Genomic DNA, 16460 nt, shown 5'->3' with positions numbered 1-16460 from the left:
GGCTCGTCTGGGCGATGGCCGGCGACCCGCAGCCCATCGCCGCGCCGCAGCCCACGCCGCCGGCCGTCACCCCCGTCACCCCCGAACCCGCGCCGCCGGCGAAGCCCTCGCCCAAGCCGACGCCGAAGCCGCCGCCCCCGGCGCCCGCGCCGGAGCCCACCACCCCGCCGCCCTCCCCCGAGCCGACGCCGACGCCGACGCCCACGCCGAAGCCGACGCCCAAGCCGGTGGTGAAGCCCTCGCCCAAGCCGACGCCGACGCCGGCGCCGACGACTCCGCCGCCGAGCCCCACGCCGAGCCCGAAGGCCACCCCGAGCCCCACCCCGCCGCCGACGACGCCCCCACCGCCGCCCGCGCCGACCGTCTACCCGGTCGACCGGCTGGACTACGCCGCGTTCGGCGACGGCACCAAGCCCGAGGTCGTCCTGGAGGACGGCGCGTGGATGTGGCCGCGCCAGTCCATGACGATCAGCGACTCCACGTACGCCTACGGCGTCAGCGTGCACGCCCCGTCCTCGCTGCTCATCCGGCTGAACCGGCAGTGCACCGCCTACGACGCCGTCGTCGGCGTCGACGACCTGAGCGCCCCGCTCGGCCCCGGCGGCGTCCGCTTCTCCGTGTACGGCGACGGGGAGCAGCTGTGGCGCTCGCCCGTGGTCCGGCCGGGCGACCCGGCGATCCCGGTCCACGTGGACCTCGCCGGCCGGTCCACGCTCCGGCTCGTGGTGGAGGAGCACACCCCCTTCGGGCAGGCCGCCGTCGCGGACTGGGCGGAGTCCCGGATCAGCTGCTCCTGACGGCCTCTCCGGCACCGGCGGTGTACGGCTCCACCAGGGCCAGGACGTCCTCCGGGCCGAGGCCGGCCCCGGCGGCGCGGGCGGCCGCCAGCCCGGCCTCGCCGAGCGCGGCCCGGCAGGCGGCGGTCAGCGCCTCGGCCTCGCGCCGTTCGGGCACCGAGCGGGGGATGTCCTTCCGCCAGGTGGCGACGGCGGCCGCCACGCGCGCGCTGCGGTCCGCGTCGCCGGCCCGCTCCAGGGCGAAGGCGAGTCCCTCGCCGAGGCTGATCACGATGACGTCCGCGCAGCGGCCGCCGAGGGCGGACCGCAGCGCGGCGGCGGCGGAGACGACGGCCGCCGGGCCCGCGCCCTCGTGGGCCTCGATGCGGGCGACGAACCCCTCGACGGCGATGGTGAAGTGCGGCGGCGGGGTGCCGGCGCGGACGTGGGCGCCGGCCGAGGTGATCCAGGCACGCGCGCGTGCGGGGTCGTTCCGGTCGAGGGCGAGGACGGCCCGCATGACGTCGACGAAGGCGAGGGCGTCCCGCAGGCGGAGCCGCTCCGACTCCCGCGCGGCCTCGTCGAGCCCCCGCTCGGCGGCGTCCGTGTCCCCGTCCCGGTAGGTGAGTTCGGCGAGCCGGGCGACGAGGAACGGCGCCTCGGCGTGGGCGCCGACCTCGCGGGCGAGGCGGAGCGCCTCCTCGTACGCCTCCCTGGCCTCGGTGCGGCGGCCCCGCATCATGTGGGCCTCGGCGGCGGCCGAGGCGACCTGGGCGCCCATCCAGCGGTCCCCGACCCGGCGGGTGAGGACGCGGAGTTCGGCCAGGTCCTCGTCGACGCCCTCCATGCCGCCGGGCATGTCGACGATCATGTGGGTCCGGAACATCAGGCTCACGCCGACCTCCCAGTCGCCCCCGTACCGGCGGCAGGTCTCGACGCCGATGTCGAGCAGGGCGCGGATCGTCGCCGGGTCCTCGGTCAGGTACGCGCTGAACGGCCACAGCAGGCCGGGGAAGCGGGCGGACTCCGGGCCGGGGTCCGTGCCGAAGGCGTCCCGGACGCGGCGGACCAGCGCGAGCGCGGCCGGGTCCTCGCGGAGGTCGCCCGTGTACATGTTCTCGTCCTCCATGGCGAGGAAGAACGAGAGCAGCCGCAGCCGCATCCGCGGCCAGTACCGGGGGTCGTCCCGGTCGTCCGGGTCCTCCCCCAGGGAGAGGGCGCGCCGGGTCCAGCCCAGGCCCTCGGGGCGGTAGTTGCGCAGCCACCAGAACCAGCCCATGGCGAGGACCAGGCGGAGCCCGGCGGCTTCGTCGGGGGCGGTGAGGGTGCGGTGGAGGGCGGCCCGGATGTTGTCGAGGTCCCGTTCGAGCCGGTCGATCCAGGGCAGTTGCTCGGCGGAGCGGAGCCTGGGCTCGGCCTCCTCGACGAGGGCCGTGAAGTGTGCGGTGTGGGCGGCGCCCGCGGCGGCGAGCAGCTCCGGGGTCTCGGCGGCGCGCTCGGCCGCGTACTCGTGGATGGTCTCCAGGAGGCGGTAGCGCATCGTGCCGTCGTCGGTGGGGGTGGCGACGACGAGCGACTTGTCGACGAGGGCGCCGAGGGTGGTGAGGGTGTCGGCGCCGTCCTCCGGGGCGGGGGTGTCGACGGCCTCCGCCGCCGGGAGGTCCCAGCCGCCGGTGAAGACGGAGACCCGGCGGAGCAGGGTGCGCTCGGCCGGGTCGAGCAGCTCCCAGGACCAGTCGACGACCGCGCGGAGGGTCTGCTGGCGGGGCAGCAGGGTGCGGGCGCCGGAGGTGAGGAGCCGGAAGCGGTCGTCGAGCCGGTCGGCGATCTGGCGCGGGGTGAGCAGCCGCAGCCGGGCGGCGGCCAGTTCGATGGCGAGGGGCAGGCCGTCGAGCCGGCGGCAGATCTCCGCGACGGCGTCGGCGACGTCCGCCTCGCGCGCGTGGTCCCGGTCGAAGGCGGGGCGGACGGCCCCGGCCCGCTCGGTGAAGAGCCGGTGCGCGGGGACGGGCGGCAGCGGCTCGACCGGGCGGACGGTCTCGCCGGGAACGCCGAGGGGTTCGCGGCTGGTGGCGAGGATCCGGAGGCCGGGGCAGTGGGCGAGGAGCGTCTCGGCGAGGGCCGCGGCGGCGCCGATGACGTGCTCGCAGTTGTCGAGGACGAGGAGGAGGCCGGGGCGGTGGGCGAGGTGCTCCACGAGGTGGACGGTGGGGTCGTCCTGGAGCGCGGTGCCGTCGCGGGTGATCAGGTTGATCTCGCGGAGGCGGAGCGCGGAGAGCACGGCGCCGGGGAGCGCGCCCGGGTCGTCGAGCGGCGCGAGCTCCGCGATCCACGCCTGCGGCCCGGCGACCTGCCGGGCGGCCTCCTCGGCGAGCCGCGTCTTCCCGGAGCCGCCGGGACCGGTGAGCGTGACGAGCCGGAACCGGCCGAGGTCGTCGCGGAGCGCGGCGAGTTCGGGCTCGCGGCCGACGAAGGAGGTGAGGCGGGGGCGGATGTTGCCGCCCTCGGGGGCCGGAGTGGGGGTCGGGCTCGGGGTCTCCCGGGGGTACGCGGCGGGCGCCGGGCGCTCGGCGGGGGTGGGCTCGGCGGGCGTGAGGAGGTCGCGGTGGAGGGCGGTCAGTTCGGGGCCCGGGTCGGCGCCGAGGGCGTCCGCGAGGGTGCGGCGGGCCGTCTCGTACGCGGCGAGCGCGTCGGCCGACCGGCCCTCGGCGCGCAGCGCGCGGATGAGCTGGGCGTGGAAGCCCTCGTCGTACGGGTACGCGGCGGTGAGCGCGGTCAGCTCCGGGACGAGTCCGTCGACGGCGCCGCGCCGCAGGTCGGCCTCGACGCGGCGGCGCAGGGCGGCGAGCCGCTGGGCCTCGGGGCGGACGCCCGCCGGTCCGGGCAGGTCGGCGAGGGCGGGGCCGCGGAAGAGCCCCAGGGCGTCCCGGAGGAGGGCGGCGGCCGTCTCGGGGTCGCCGGCGTCGAGGCGGGCGCCGGCCTCGGCGGCGCGGCGCTCGAACACGTACAGGTCGATGTCCTCGGGTGCGGCGGCGAGCCGGTAGCCGGGTCCGGGCGTGGCTTCGACGGCCTCCCGGCCGAGGATCCGGCGGAGGCGGGCGACAAGGGCCTGGAGGGCGGCGGGCGCGTCGAGCGGCGGCTCGTCCCCGTACACGTCGTCGACGAGCTCCCCGACCGGGACGGCCCGTCCCCCGCGCAGCGCGAGCGCGGCGAGCAGCGCGCGCAGCCGGGCGCCGCCGAGGGGTAGGGGGGTGCCGTCGGGGCCGAGGGCCTCGGTGGTGCCGAGGAGGAGATACCGCACCGGCCCATTCTTGCCGCCGGGCGCCGGGGGCGCCTCGGGGTTTCCCCGGACTGTGGACAGAGGCGCCGGGGGGCCGGTGGGCGTCGGCGCGGCGGAGGCTCTTCGCTCGACCGGGCGTGCTGTGACGTTTCGTCGCAGCGGGTGCCGTCACCGCGCGGGCAGGGACCGGGACGCCGGGATCAGGGGGCCCTGGACCGCGCGCGGGGCGCGGGGGGTGGCCGTGTCGGTCCAGCAGGAGCCTCGGCGGGCGAGCAGGCGGCGGAGCCAGAGTTCGGTGGAGACGAGGTCGGCGAGGCCGTCGAGAGGGACGCGGGCGCCGTCCGCCGCCGCGCGCAGGGCCTCGCGGACGGTGCCGGCCTCGATGAGGCCCGCGTCGGCGAGGAGGGGTGCCTCGAAGAGGGCCAGGAGGTTCGGCAGCGCGGCGCGCAGGCCCGCGCGGGCGGTGCCGGCGGGGACCGCCGGGTAGGGGGCGCCCCAGCCGGCCGGCAGGTCGCGGATGCCGGTGTCGGCGAGGACCGTGCGCAGGACGCCGGCCCGTGCGTCGGGCTGGACCCGGAGCGCCTCGGGGAGGTCCCGGCAGGCGCGGACGACCTGGTTGTCGAGGAAGGGCGCGTGCAGCCGCTGGCCGCGGATCTCGGCGGCCTGCTCCAGGACCCGGTGGTCCGCCGCCGCCCGGGCGAGGGCCGCACGCGCGCGTGCGTCGCCGGGGCGTTGGACGGCCGGCGGCAGGGTGGCCGCGCGGTTGAGGCGCACCGACACCTCGGCCAGCGCCTCGCCGGTGAGCCAGCGGGCCGCCGGGCCGGGCCGGGACCAGGCGAGGGCGGACAGCGAGGCCGCCAGCGGACCGTGGGCGTCGGCGGGGTCCCGGTTGGCGTCGAGGACGTGCCGGGCGGCGGTCTCCAGGCCGGTCCGGTAGGGGGTGCGGGCGAGCCGGCGCGCCGCGCGGTAGACGGTGACCGGCACCAGGAAGGAGCCCGCCGACGGGCCGGTCGCCTTGGCGAGGGCGGTCACCGGGCGGACCAGGGAGCGGCGCCTGCGGTCCATCAGCAGGTCGGCGAGGCGCGCCGGGTGGGCGTCCAGGACCTGTTTGGCGCCGAGCCCGGTGAAGTGGTCGGCGCTGCCACCGGCGAGCCGCCTGCGGTGCCGTTCGGCGGTGACCAGCGCGGGCCCGGGCTCGTCGGTGAGCGGCCCGTCCAGGGCCGCGTACGGCAGGGCCTCCTCGCCCGCCGTGACGACCACGTGCCGCAGCCGGGGGTCGGCCGCCAGCTCCCGGGCGCGCTCCAGTTCGGCGGTCCGGCCGGGGCCGGGCTTGGTGGCGAGGTCGTTGAAGGTGACGGCGAGCAGCCGCTCCCCCGCGCCCGCGTGCCCGAGGAGCGTGCCGGGCACGCCGGGCAGTCCGGCGGCGAGCAGGGCGAGGGTGGCGGAGGCGCTGCCGCCCGACAGGTCGGCGCCGATGCCGGGCGCGGGGCCCGCGCCGCGTGCCGCCCGCCGGTCCGCGGGCCCCATGCCGGGGACGGGTCCGGGGTCCGGCAGCGGGGCCTCGGGCGCGTGCCGGGGGGCGGTGAGCCGGGCCCGTACGGACTCCACGAGCGCGTCCCGGACGGCCTCGACGGCCTGCCGGGGGTCGGCCTGCGGCGCGGCGACGGCGAGCGAGGCCACCGTCTCGTACCCGGCGATCTCGCGGGAGCCCTCGCGCAGGATCAGCGCGTGGCCGGGCGGGACGCGGCGGACGCCCTCGTACGGGGTGGAGTCGCGCAGCGCCTCCGGGGACTCGGGGCAGGCGAGCAGCGCGGCGAGGTGGCCGATGTCGAGCTGGGCCTCGACGAGGTCGGCGAGCGGGAGGGCGGCGGTGGCGTAGGCGGTGCCGCCCTCCCAGGGGGTGTGGAAGACGGGCCGGGCGCCGGCGAGGTCGCCGGTGACGGTGACCCGGCGGCCGGCCTTGACGACGGCGGTGTAGCTGCCGGGCCAGGCGGTGAGGTGGCGCAGGGCGCCGCCGCGCGCGGTGACGAGGCCGCGGCGGAGGTCGTCGTCGCTCGCGGCGCAGCAGCCGAGGACGGCGAGCCGGGTGCCGTCGTCGAGGGAGACCACCCGCACCTCGTCGGGGCGCCAGTCGCCGACCGCCCACAGCGGGTCGGGGTCGCCCCACAGGAGCTGTGCGCCCACCGGCTGCACCGTGCGCCCCCCGACGTGCCCGCCGCTCTCGGCGAACGGCTGGGCCTGGGGCGGTGTCCCGGAGCCGTACGCGTGTGCGCCGTTCGCCGCTCCGGGGCGTGCGCCGGCGGTCGTGGCGTATCCCGCGGCGACACTGCTCCAGCCCACCAGCCATCGCATCGGCGCCTCCACGTCCGTTTCGGTGGGGCCATGCTGCCATGACAACGGCGCACGGGGCGGGGTCCGGGTGCACGCGCGCGAAAGCCGAATGCGCCCCTGGCATGGGCCAGTTGGCCGACCGGGGGCGCGCGGTGGCGCGGAGGTGACGGGCGGCGGGACGGGCGGGGCGGGCCGCGATACGGCTCCGACGGCGGAGGATTCGGCCGATTCTCGTCCCTGGCACGAGGTTTGACCTGCCGTCAGGTGCTGAAGGGATCACGGAGGCGGCGGCCGCCCGGAGGCTCCGCACGCCCGCCGGCGGTCCGGTCCTCCGGCAGTCCGGGAGGCGACCCGCCCCCCGGCGCCGTCCGCCGCCCGCGGGGAATGGAGCGGCGGTGTCCCCCAGCCCACCGGTACGGGACCAGGTGCCCGAGAGGGCTCCGCTCCCGGCCGGACGGGCCGACCCACGCAGCACTCATGGAAGCCGTCCCGGCCCGGAGCGGCGAGAGCGCACGGCCGGGCGCACGGCCACACGGCCGGAGCACGGACCGGGCGACGGGCCGCTCCGGTCGGCTGGTCACACAACAATCTCGCCATACGGAACTCCGCCCCTTAACGGTGGGGATGCGGCGAACTACGCTGTGTTTACGAATGCCGCCCGCCTATGCCCGGCGTCGCGGCGGCCGTCTGGATGTCGAGGGGTGGCGCCATGTCCAGGGAGCAACGCGGGCCGAACGAGAAGCTCGGCGCCGTTCTCGCCCTCGCGGGAATCAGCAACGCCGGCCTCGCCCGGCGCGTCAACGACCTCGGTGCGCAGCGGGGGCTGACGCTTCGTTACGACAAGACCTCGGTGGCCCGATGGGTCTCCAAGGGAATGGTGCCGCAGGGCGCCGCGCCGCACCTGATCGCCGCCGCGATCGGGCAGAAGCTGGGCCGGCCCGTGCCGCTGCACGAGATCGGGCTCGCGGACGCCGACCCGGCGCCGGAGGTGGGCCTCGCCTTCCCCCGGGACGTCGGCGAGGCGGTCCGCGCCGCCACCGACCTCTACCGGCTGGACCTGGCGGGGCGGCGGGCCGGCGGGGGCGGCATCTGGCAGTCGCTGGCCGGTTCCTTCTCGGTGAGCGCCTACGCGACGCCGGCGTCCCGGTGGCTGATCACCCCCGCCGACCCGTCGGTGGAGCGGGAGGCGGGGCGGCCGGGCGGCGGCCCAGGACCGGCCGGCGGCGGGGAGCACGCGCGCGTGGGCCACAGCGACGTCGCCAAGCTCCGCGAGGCCGCCGAGGACGCGCGCAAGTGGGACTCCAAGTACGGCGGCGGGGACTGGCGCTCGTCGATGGTGCCCGAGTGCCTGCGGGTGGACGCGGCGCCGCTGCTGCTCGGCTCCTACTCCGACGAGGTCGGCCGGGCGCTCTTCGGGGCGACCGCCGAGCTGACCCGGCTGGCCGGCTGGATGGCCTTCGACACCGGCCAGCAGGAGGCCGCCCAGCGGTACTACATCCAGGCGCTGCGGCTCGCCCGGGCCGCCGCCGACGTGCCGCTCGGCGGGTACGTCCTCGCCTCGATGTCCCTCCAGGCCATCTACCGGGGCTTCGCCGACGAGGGGGTGGACCTGGCGCAGGCGGCGCTGGAGCGCAACCGGGGGCTGGCCACCGCCCGCACCATGTCCTTCTTCCGGCTCGTCGAGGCCCGCGCGCACGCCAAGGCCGGCGACGGGCCCGCCGCGGCGGGGGCGCTGAAGTCCGCCGAGGGGTGGCTGGAGCGCTCCCGGGAGGGCGACGCCGACCCGACGTGGCTCGGCTTCTACTCGTACGACCGGTTCTGCGCCGACGCCGCCGAGTGCTACCGGGACCTGCGGATGCCGCGCGAGGTGCGGCGCTTCACCGAGCAGGCGCTGTCCCGGCCGACGGAGGAGTTCGTCCGCTCGCACGGGCTGCGGCTCGTCGTCTCGGCCGTCGCCGAGCTGGAGTCCGGCAACCTCGACGCGGCCTGCGCGGCGGGCACGCGCGCGGTGGAGGTGGCCGGACGGATCTCCTCCGCGCGGACCACCGAGTACGTACGGGACCTGCTCCACCGCCTGGAGCCGTACGGGCACGAGCCGCGGGTGATGGAGCTGCGGGAGCGGGCCCGGCCCCTGCTGGTCGCCCCGGCGTGACGGCGCGCACCGGGGAGTGACGGCTCGGGGCGGGGCGCGCCCGAAAGCGTGACGCGCATCCCACGACGTGGGCGTTTAGCGGGAATGTCAGTGGGCCAGTGCACTATCAGGGGTGGGAGGTGGCGCTGGTGTTTGACTGTGACGTGCTGGTGATCGGCGGCGGGATCGTCGGTCTGTCGACGGCGTACGCGCTCCAGCGCGCCGCCCCCGGCACGCGCGTCGCCGTCCTGGAGAAGGAGGAGGGCCCCGCGCGCCACCAGACCGGGCGCAACAGCGGCGTCATCCACAGCGGCATCTACTACCGGCCCGGCTCCCTGAAGGCGCGGTTCGCCGTCGAGGGCGCGGCCGAGATGGTCAAGTTCTGCGCCGAGTGGGGCATCCCGTACGAGGTGACCGGCAAGCTCGTCGTCGCCACCGCGCGCGAGGAGCTGCCCCGGCTGCACGCGCTGGTCCAGCGCGGGCGGGAGAACGGCATCCCGGTGCGCGAGCTCGGCCCGTCGCAGATCGCCGCGTACGAGCCGCGGGTGCGGGGCCTCGCCGCGATCCACGTCGGCACGACCGGCGTCGTCGACTACAAGGCGGTCGCCCGGCAGCTCGCCGAGTCCTCCGGCGCGGAGATCCTGTACGGGGCGGAGGTCACGGCCGTGGACCGGCGCCCCTGGGGCGTCGCCGTCCGCACCGCCGACCAGCGGATCCTGCGCGGCAAGGTCCTCGTCAACTGCGCGGGGCTGCACTGCGACCGGGTCGCCCGGCTCGCCGGCGACGACCCGGGCATGCGGATCGTGCCCTTCCGGGGCGAGTACTACGAACTGGCCGACCCCTCGCTCGTGCGGGGCCTGGTCTATCCCGTGCCGGACCCCGCCTTCCCCTTCCTCGGCGTGCACCTCACGCGGGGCATCGACGGCGGCGTCCACATCGGGCCGAACGCGGTGCCGGCGCTCGCCCGCGAGGGCTACGACTGGGGGGTCCTGCGCCCCGGCGAGCTCGGCGGCACGCTCGCGTGGCCCGGCTCCTGGGCGATCGCCCGCCGGCACTGGAAGTACGGCGCGGGCGAGCTGCGCCGCTCCCTGTCGAAGCGGGCCTTCACCGAGGCGGTGCGGCGGCTGCTGCCCGGCGTCTCCGAGTCCGACCTCCGGCCGGCGGCGGCGGGGGTGCGGGCGCAGGCGGTGCTGCGGGACGGGACGCTGGTGGACGACTTCCTGATCCGGGAGGCGGCGCGGACGGTGCACGTCCTGAACGCGCCTTCGCCTGCGGCGACGGCGTCCCTCCCCATAGGCCGAGAAATAGCCCACCGAGCCCTGACCCACCTCTGACCCGCCCGCCTTCCGCGCCGGCGCGCCGTCTTCCGGGCCGCGCCCGTTCCCGCACCCCCCGTGTGGGCAGGCGTTCCGCAGGGCGGAACGGGTGGGCACACGGAACGGCGCCCCTCCGCCGGGCCTAGGCTCCTGCGCCTGAACCCGCACCCGCTGTACGGCTCCGTACGGGTGCGGGTCCAGGCTCGGGGCGCGGAGGCACCGCTAAGGGTGCCGTTCCGTTGTGCCCACCCGTTCCGCCCCAGCGGAACGATTGCCCACAACGAAACGGCGGCCACCCCACGCCGGGCGCAGCCCATAACGAAACGGCGGCGGCCGCCGGGGCCTGGGGCGCAGCCCACAACGGAGCGGCGCGGGCGCGGGCCGCGGCCTCGGGGTGGGGCCCGTACCATGGGCCGCATTGTGGTTGAGGAGCATGAGAAGCGTAGTGAGGGCGTCGTTCGGCGCGGCAGTCGTATGTTCGCGCCCGGAGAAGGGCCCTCGCCCGACCCCGCCGGCGCGCACTTCGAGCGGCGGATCCGGAGTTTCCAGCCGCGCCGGAGCCGGGTGACGGCCGGCCAGGCCGAGGCGATGCTGAAGCGGTGGCCCGACTGGGGCCTGGACATCGACGGCAAGCGGGTCCTGGACCTGCGCGAGCTGTTCGGCGGACTGCCCGTCGTCCTGGAGATCGGCTTCGGGATGGGCGAGGCGACCGCGCAGATGGCCGCCGCCGACCCCGGCACCGGCATCCTCGCCGTCGACGTGCACACCCCGGGGCAGGGCAACCTCCTCGGGCTCGCCGACCGCAACGGGCTCACCAACGTCCGGGTCGCCAACGGCGACGCGATCATCCTGCTGCGCGAGATGCTCGACCCGGCCGCCCTCGACGGCTGCCGCGTCTACTTCCCGGACCCGTGGCCCAAGAAGCGGCACCACAAGCGGCGCCTCATCCAGCCGGAGTTCCTGACCCTGCTGGCGACCCGGCTGAAGCCGGGCGGGGTGCTGCACTGCGCCACGGACTGGGAGCCGTACGCGGAGCAGATGCTGGAGGTGCTGTCGGCGCACCCCGACTTCGAGAACACCGCGCCCGACGGCGGCTACGCGCCCCGCCCCGACTTCCGGCCGCTCACCCGCTTCGAGGGCCAGGGCCTGGACAAGGGGCACGTCGTGCACGACCTGCTCTTCCGGCGGAAGTAGCCCTTCCTCCGGTAACCCGTCGCTCCTGTCGGTGCGGGTCGTTAGGGTCGGTCCGTGACGCACCCCATGCCGCCACCCCAGCCCGAGCCGACCGCCGACCCGCAGGCCACGGCCCCGGCCTTCCTCCCGGCGCAGGCCGGCCCACCGGCCGAGGAGACATCCGCCGACGCGAGGGCGGCCCTCGCCGCCGACGTGCCCGCGCGGGACGGGGACGAGCCCGCGTTCGCCGTGGCCGCCGACCGGAGCCAGTGGCGGTACCGGCCCCGCCGGGCGTTCTGGCGGAGCCGGATCGTGCGGGCCGTCGCCGTGATCACGCTCCTCGCGCTGTGCGCCCTGGTGATCCTGGCGCTGGTGCGGGAGCAGACCGGCACGGAGGGCTTCCTCGTCGGGCTGGGCCTCGCGGTGCTTCCCGTACCGCTGCTCATGGCGGCGTTCCGCTGGCTCGACCGGGTCGAGCCGGGTCCGTGGAAGAACCTGCTGTTCGCGTTCGCGTGGGGCGCGTTCGCCGCCGCTCTGGTCGCGATCCTCGCGAACTCCTTCGCCGTCCGCTGGATCGCCACCGCGACCGCCGACCCGGGCTCGGCCGACGACCTCGGCGCCACGGTGATCGCCCCGGTGGTGGAGGAGTCCGCGAAGGCCGCCGCGATCCTGCTGCTCTTCCTCTTCCGGCGGCGGGACTTCCGGAGCCTGGTCGACGGGGTGGTGATCGCCGGTTTCACCGCGACCGGCTTCGCGTTCACCGAGAACATCCTCTACCTGGGCAACGCCTTCGGCGAGGACCAGGACCTCGGGGACGGCGGGATCGGCGCGGTCACCGCCGGCACCTTCTTCGTCCGGGTCGTGATGTCGCCGTTCGCGCACCCGCTCTTCACGGTGCTCACGGGCATCGGCTTCGGTCTGGCCGCGCTCGCCCCGCGCGGCAGGGTGCGCAGACCGCGCAAGGTGCTGCTGCCGCTCGCCGGGCTGCTGCTCGCGATGGGCGTCCACGCGCTGTGGAACGGTTCGGCGACCTTCGGCGGCCCGCTCGCCTTCTACGCCGTGTACGGGATCTTCATGGTGCCGGCCTTCGGTCTGCTGACCTGGCTGGCCGTGTGGAGCCGGCAGAAGGAGCTGCGGACGATCGCCGGGGTGCTGCCGGCGTACGCGGCGGCCGGCTGGCTCTCCCCGGAGGAGCCGCTGGCGCTCTCCTCGATGCGGGCCCGCCGCACCGCGCGGGCGGTGGCGTCGCGTACGTACGGGAAGGCGGGGGCGCGGACGGTCGGCGAGTACGAGTCCTTCGCCACCACCCTGGCGTTCCTGCGCGAGCGGGCCCGCCGGGGCACGGTCCCGGTGCCCGACTTCGCCGCGCGGGAGCAGGAGCTGCTGCACCACCTGTGGGAGCGCCGGGCGATGGCCTCCCCCGCGCTGTCGTACGCGGCGCGGGCCACCGGCCGGGTGTGGGTGCCGCCGCAGTACCTCGACTACGGCGGCTACAACCCGTACAAGGGCTAGCCCTCGGGGGTCTCCGAGGCGGCCGTGAGGCGGGCCAGTTCGGCCGCCGTCAGGGTCAGGTCGGCGACCGCGACCAGTGCCGGCACCTGCTCGACCGTGCGGGCCGAGGCGATCGGCGCGGCGACGGTGGGGCGGGAGGCGAGCCAGGCGAGGGCGACGGTGGCGGGCTCGGCGCCGTGGGCCTCGGCGACCTCGTCGAGGGCGGCGAGCACGGCCTGCCCGCGCGCGGTCTCGGCGAGGGCGGAGGCCCGGTAGGCGCGGACGCTCTCGACGGTCCGGCCGGGCCGGTACTTGCCGGTGAGGAAGCCGGCGGCGAGGCCGTAGTACGGGACGGCGGCGAGGCCCGCGTCGGCGGCGGTGTCGAGGAGCGGGCCCTCGTACTTCTCGCGCGACACGAGGTTGTACTCGGGCTGGAGCGCCACGTACCGGGCGAGGCCCTCCGCCTCGGCGAAGTCGAGGGAGGCCCGCAGCCGCTCCGGGGAGATGTTGGAGGCGGCGACGGCCCGCACCTTGCCGTCCTTCACGAGCTGGTCGAGGGCGGTGACGATCTCCTCGACCGGGACCGTCTCGTCGTCGAAGTGCGTGTAGTACAGGTCGATGTAGTCGGTGCCGAGGCGGCGCAGGGACTCCTCCGCGCCGGCCTTGATGGTGGCGGCGGCCAGGCCCTTGAGCGGGGAGTGGGCGCCGACCTTGGTGGCGACGACGATGTCGGAGCGGTTGCCGCGGGCGGCCAGCCAGCGGCCGATGATCGTCTCGGACTCGCCGCCCTCGTTGCCCTCGACCCACTCCGAATAGACATCGGCGGTATCCACGAAGTTGCCGCCGGCGGCCGCGTAGGCGTCCAGGACCGCGAAGGACCGCTCCTCGTCGGCGCTCCAGCCGAAGACGTTGCCGCCGAGGGCGAGCGGGAAGACGCGCAGGTCGGAGGTGCCCAGCGGGCGCAGAGTCGAGGTCATGCAGAAATCAACTCCGTGCACCGCCGGGCGTATTCCGGTCGAGGAGCCTGAACCCCGGCCGGAAGGCGGGCTCAGACCGTCAGGCCCTTGGACCGCAGCCACTCGGCCGGGTCGATGCCCGAGCCGTCCGGGGTGTGGACCTCCATGTGGAGGTGGGGTCCGGTGACGTTGCCGGTGGCGCCGACGCGACCGATGGTCTCGCCGGTGGAGACGGTCTGGCCGGCGGCGACGGTCATGGAGGAGAGGTGGCAGTACCAGATCTCGGTGCCGTCCTCCAGCTCCAGGACGATCCGGTAGCCGTACGAGCCGGAGTAGGTGGCCGACTTGATGGTGCCGCCGTGCACCGCCTTGAGCGGGGTGCCGGTGGGGGCGGCGAAGTCGAGGCCCGTGTGGTAGCCGGAGGACCACATCGAACCGGACTGCATGTAGGTGGAGGTGAGCGTGTACGAGGAGAGCGGCATCGAGTAGCTGGCGGCCAGCTGGGCGAGCCGCTCGGCCTCCGCCTTCTCGGCGGCGATCCGCTCGGCCTCGGCCTTCTCCTCGGCGAGCCGCTTCGCCTCCGCTTCCGCCTCCGCCTTGGCCTTCGCCTCGGCCTCCGCCTTGGCGGCGGCCTCGGCCTGGGCGGCGGCGTCCGCCGCGGCCTTCTCGGCGGCGGCCTTCTCGGCGGCCAGCTTCTCGGCGTCGACGGCGGCCTGCTGCTGCTGTTCGGCCTGCTGGAGGATGCGGGCGCGCAGGGCCTCGCCGGCGTCGGCGGCGGAGGCGGTGCGCTCCCCGGTGGCGGCGGTGCCGGCGGTGTCGGTGTCGGCCGGGGCGGTGTACGTGATCGAGGTGAGCGGCTTCGCGCCGGCGCCGCCCGTGGCGACCGGCGCGGAGTCCTGCGCCTCGGCGGTCTCCTCGTCGCCGCCGGGCAGCAGCGAGCCGACGCCGGGCAGGTCGTGGGCGTCCGGGAGGCCCAGGTCGGGGAGGTCCGGGAGCGAGATCGCGACCGGGGGCTTCTCCTGCGCGGTGGCGAGGCCGCCCGCGCCGACGGCGGCGATGACGCCGACGCCGAGGACGGTGGAGGAGCGGGCGAAGTTGGAGCGCTGCTTCACGACCCGGTGCCGGCCGCCGGCGCGGCTCTCGGCGCGCAGGGAGCCCTCGGTCGGGTTCCACTCCCCGGGCGCGGGGGTGAAGGAGGCGGTGTCGTACGCGTACGTGCCCGACGCTGCGCCGGCCGGGTCGTCCGCTCCGACGGCACCCGGGCCGCCGAAGGGGTCGAAGGGGGCTCCGGGTACGGGGGTGTTGGACGCCACGGGGGCGCGCTCCTTTCCTTCCTTCTCGCCTACCGGGTTAGCTGACGGGTTCGGAGCAGGAAGGTCTCCTACGGGCGTGTTCGCACGGGGGAGGTGCGAGGGGCCCGATTCACCCCAAGGGATGGTTCCCCGGTTCCCTTTCGGGATTCGGCACGTGCGCACGGAGCCGCCTCTTGCGACGGCTGGGACGACCGCGCTGCGTTATCGAACGTTAATAGACACGGCGGTCCGATTCCAAGCCGTTCCTCTTGATCATTCATTGAATTGGCAGGGATTCGCCCGAGTTGACCCCCCTTCAGTGAGGCCCCGGCAAACCCCGAGAATCTGACGTTATGTCAATTGTTATCGCTGTGACACCTCGTGACCACGGACCGTGATGACGGCCCGTTCCGCCCGTCCCGCCCGTCCCCGTCAACCCGCCGGCCCGGGCGGCACCACCGGCATCGTCCGCCGCCGCTCCGGGGCCCCGGCCGCCGGCCGGCTCACCGCGAGCAGCGCCATGTCGTCGGTCGACCCCCCGCCGGTGTGCCGCCGCACGTCGTCCACGAGCGCGTCGAGCAGCTCCTCCGGCCCGGGGAAGACCGCCCCCGCGAGCCGGTCCGCCGGATCGTAGAAGACGCCGCTCGGGTCCCGCGCCTCCGAGAGCCCGTCGGTGTAGAAGAGCAGCGTCGCGCCCGGCGGGTACGACCGCTCGTCGGCCCGGTCCGGCCAGACCGACAGCTCCCCCATCCCGAGCGGCAGCGCCGCCTCGGCCGGCTCGATCGCCTCCAGGCGCCCGTCCCCGTACAGCAGCAGCGGCGGCGGATGCCCCCGGTTCACCAGGCGGACGCGCTCGCCCTCGCGCGGGATCTCCGCGAGCACCGCCGTCGTGAACCCCTCGAAGGCGTCCAGCCCCTCCCGCCGGGTCCCCTCCCGTGTGAGGGCCCGTTCGAGCCGCTGCGCCACTCCCTCCAGCGTCGCCTCCTGCTCGGCTGCCTCCCGGAAGGCCCCGATGACGACGGCCACCGCCTCCACCGCGTCCATGCCCTTCCCCCGCACGTCGCCGACCACCAGCCGCACCCCGTGCGGGGTGTCCTGCACCGCGAACAGGTCGCCGCCGATGAAGGCGTCCGCCTGCGCCGCCTCGTACCTGGCCGCGCACTGGAGCCCCGCGATCCGCTCCGCCGGCATCGGCAGCACCGCCCGCTGCGCGGCCTCCGCGATCACCCGCGCCGACGCCAGCCGCTCCCCGCTGCGCCGCACCACCAGGTTGATCACCAGCGCCAGCGCCGAGACGGTCACCACGGTCAGGGTCTCGGTGAGCGAGGGCACGTCGGAGAGCGTGCCGTTGTACGCGTGCAGCCCGACCGAGGCCAGGATCGCCGCGAGCCCGGTCAGCAGCGTCGTGAGCCGGGAGAAGAACGGGGCCGCGACCAGCGGGGCGGCGGAGAAGAGCGGCGCCGCCGTGTACGAGGGCGGCGTGGACAGGTCGAAGAGCACCCCGCCGACGATGATCAGCGGCGGCAGCGCCCGCAGGAACCTGCGGGTGGCCCCGAAGGGGGCGGCCGGGGGGTGCGGATCGCGCCCGTACGGCCCCCGGGGCGCACCGGACCGGGCGATGCGCCGGCCGGGGGGGGGGGGCGCGCCCCCCCCCCCCCCCCCCCCCCCCCCCGGGGGGGGCCGGTGTTATTCTCTCCAGTGGCCGCGGCGGCGA

The 16460-nt window shown here is 76.3% G+C and carries 10 protein-coding genes and 1 riboswitch; of the genes, 5 read left to right on the top strand and 5 right to left on the bottom strand.

Translation table 11 applies throughout. The features are described 5' to 3' along the window. On the top strand, positions 1 to 797 hold a 797-nt coding region (locus tag ACFW1I_RS34400; protein ID WP_384677369.1), incomplete at its 5' end, for an NPCBM/NEW2 domain-containing protein. Here the strand turns inward: ACFW1I_RS34400 and ACFW1I_RS34395 are convergent. Beyond that, entirely contained in the window at positions 784 to 4077 is a 3294-nt protein-coding gene (locus ACFW1I_RS34395; protein WP_384677367.1) for an ATP-binding protein, read from the bottom strand. The genes ACFW1I_RS34400 and ACFW1I_RS34395 overlap by 14 nt on opposite strands. Before the next feature lie 147 nt (positions 4078 to 4224). After that, positions 4225 to 6408 carry an asparagine synthase-related protein gene (locus ACFW1I_RS34390; RefSeq protein WP_384677366.1) on the bottom strand — a complete coding sequence of 728 codons (2184 nt, stop codon included), beginning with the start codon at positions 6406 to 6408 and terminating at the stop codon, positions 4225 to 4227. Between the two features lie 688 nt (positions 6409 to 7096). Here ACFW1I_RS34390 and ACFW1I_RS34385 point away from each other — a divergent pair. The 4 genes from ACFW1I_RS34385 (at position 7097) to ACFW1I_RS34370 (ending at position 12519) form a co-directional block, all read left to right on the top strand. Continuing rightward, positions 7097 to 8539 (top strand): MFS transporter, encoded by a 1443-nt coding sequence (locus ACFW1I_RS34385; protein WP_384677364.1) that lies wholly within the window; start codon positions 7097 to 7099, stop codon positions 8537 to 8539. Positions 8540 to 8667: 128 nt separating this feature from the next. Beyond that, positions 8668 to 9852 carry an L-2-hydroxyglutarate oxidase gene (lhgO, locus tag ACFW1I_RS34380; RefSeq protein ID WP_384677362.1) on the top strand — a complete coding sequence of 395 codons (1185 nt, stop codon included), beginning with the start codon at positions 8668 to 8670 and terminating at the stop codon, positions 9850 to 9852. Between the two features lie 456 nt (positions 9853 to 10308). Beyond that, positions 10309 to 11028 carry a tRNA (guanosine(46)-N7)-methyltransferase TrmB gene (trmB, locus tag ACFW1I_RS34375; protein ID WP_384677360.1) on the top strand — a complete coding sequence of 240 codons (720 nt, stop codon included), beginning with the start codon at positions 10309 to 10311 and terminating at the stop codon, positions 11026 to 11028. Between the two features lie 54 nt (positions 11029 to 11082). Continuing rightward, positions 11083 to 12519, top strand: coding sequence for a PrsW family intramembrane metalloprotease (locus ACFW1I_RS34370; protein ID WP_384677358.1), 1437 nt, complete (start codon positions 11083 to 11085; stop codon positions 12517 to 12519). On the opposite strand, the gene ACFW1I_RS34365 is transcribed toward ACFW1I_RS34370, so the two are convergent. The 3 genes from ACFW1I_RS34365 to ACFW1I_RS34355 form a co-directional block, all read right to left on the bottom strand. Beyond that, complete coding sequence (locus tag ACFW1I_RS34365) at positions 12516 to 13475, bottom strand: aldo/keto reductase (protein WP_384677356.1); 960 nt, start codon at positions 13473 to 13475, stop codon at positions 12516 to 12518. The genes ACFW1I_RS34370 and ACFW1I_RS34365 overlap by 4 nt on opposite strands. A 71-nt stretch (positions 13476 to 13546) precedes the next feature. After that, positions 13547 to 14767, bottom strand: coding sequence for a M23 family metallopeptidase (locus ACFW1I_RS34360; protein ID WP_384677354.1), 1221 nt, complete (start codon positions 14765 to 14767; stop codon positions 13547 to 13549). 11 nt (positions 14768 to 14778) lie between these two features. Beyond that, positions 14779 to 14930, bottom strand: a riboswitch (cyclic di-AMP (ydaO/yuaA leader). 248 nt (positions 14931 to 15178) lie between these two features. After that, positions 15179 to 16282, bottom strand: a complete 1104-nt coding sequence (locus tag ACFW1I_RS34355) for a PP2C family protein-serine/threonine phosphatase (protein WP_384677371.1) — start codon at positions 16280 to 16282, stop codon at positions 15179 to 15181. Between the last annotated feature and the right edge of the window lie 178 nt (positions 16283 to 16460).

The sequence above is a fragment of the Streptomyces sp. NPDC058955 genome (genome assembly GCF_042741435.1).
Classification (GTDB): domain Bacteria; phylum Actinomycetota; class Actinomycetes; order Streptomycetales; family Streptomycetaceae; genus Streptomyces.
Note: the sequence above shows the minus strand (reverse complement) of the source record. Positions and strands in the feature narration are given on the sequence as shown.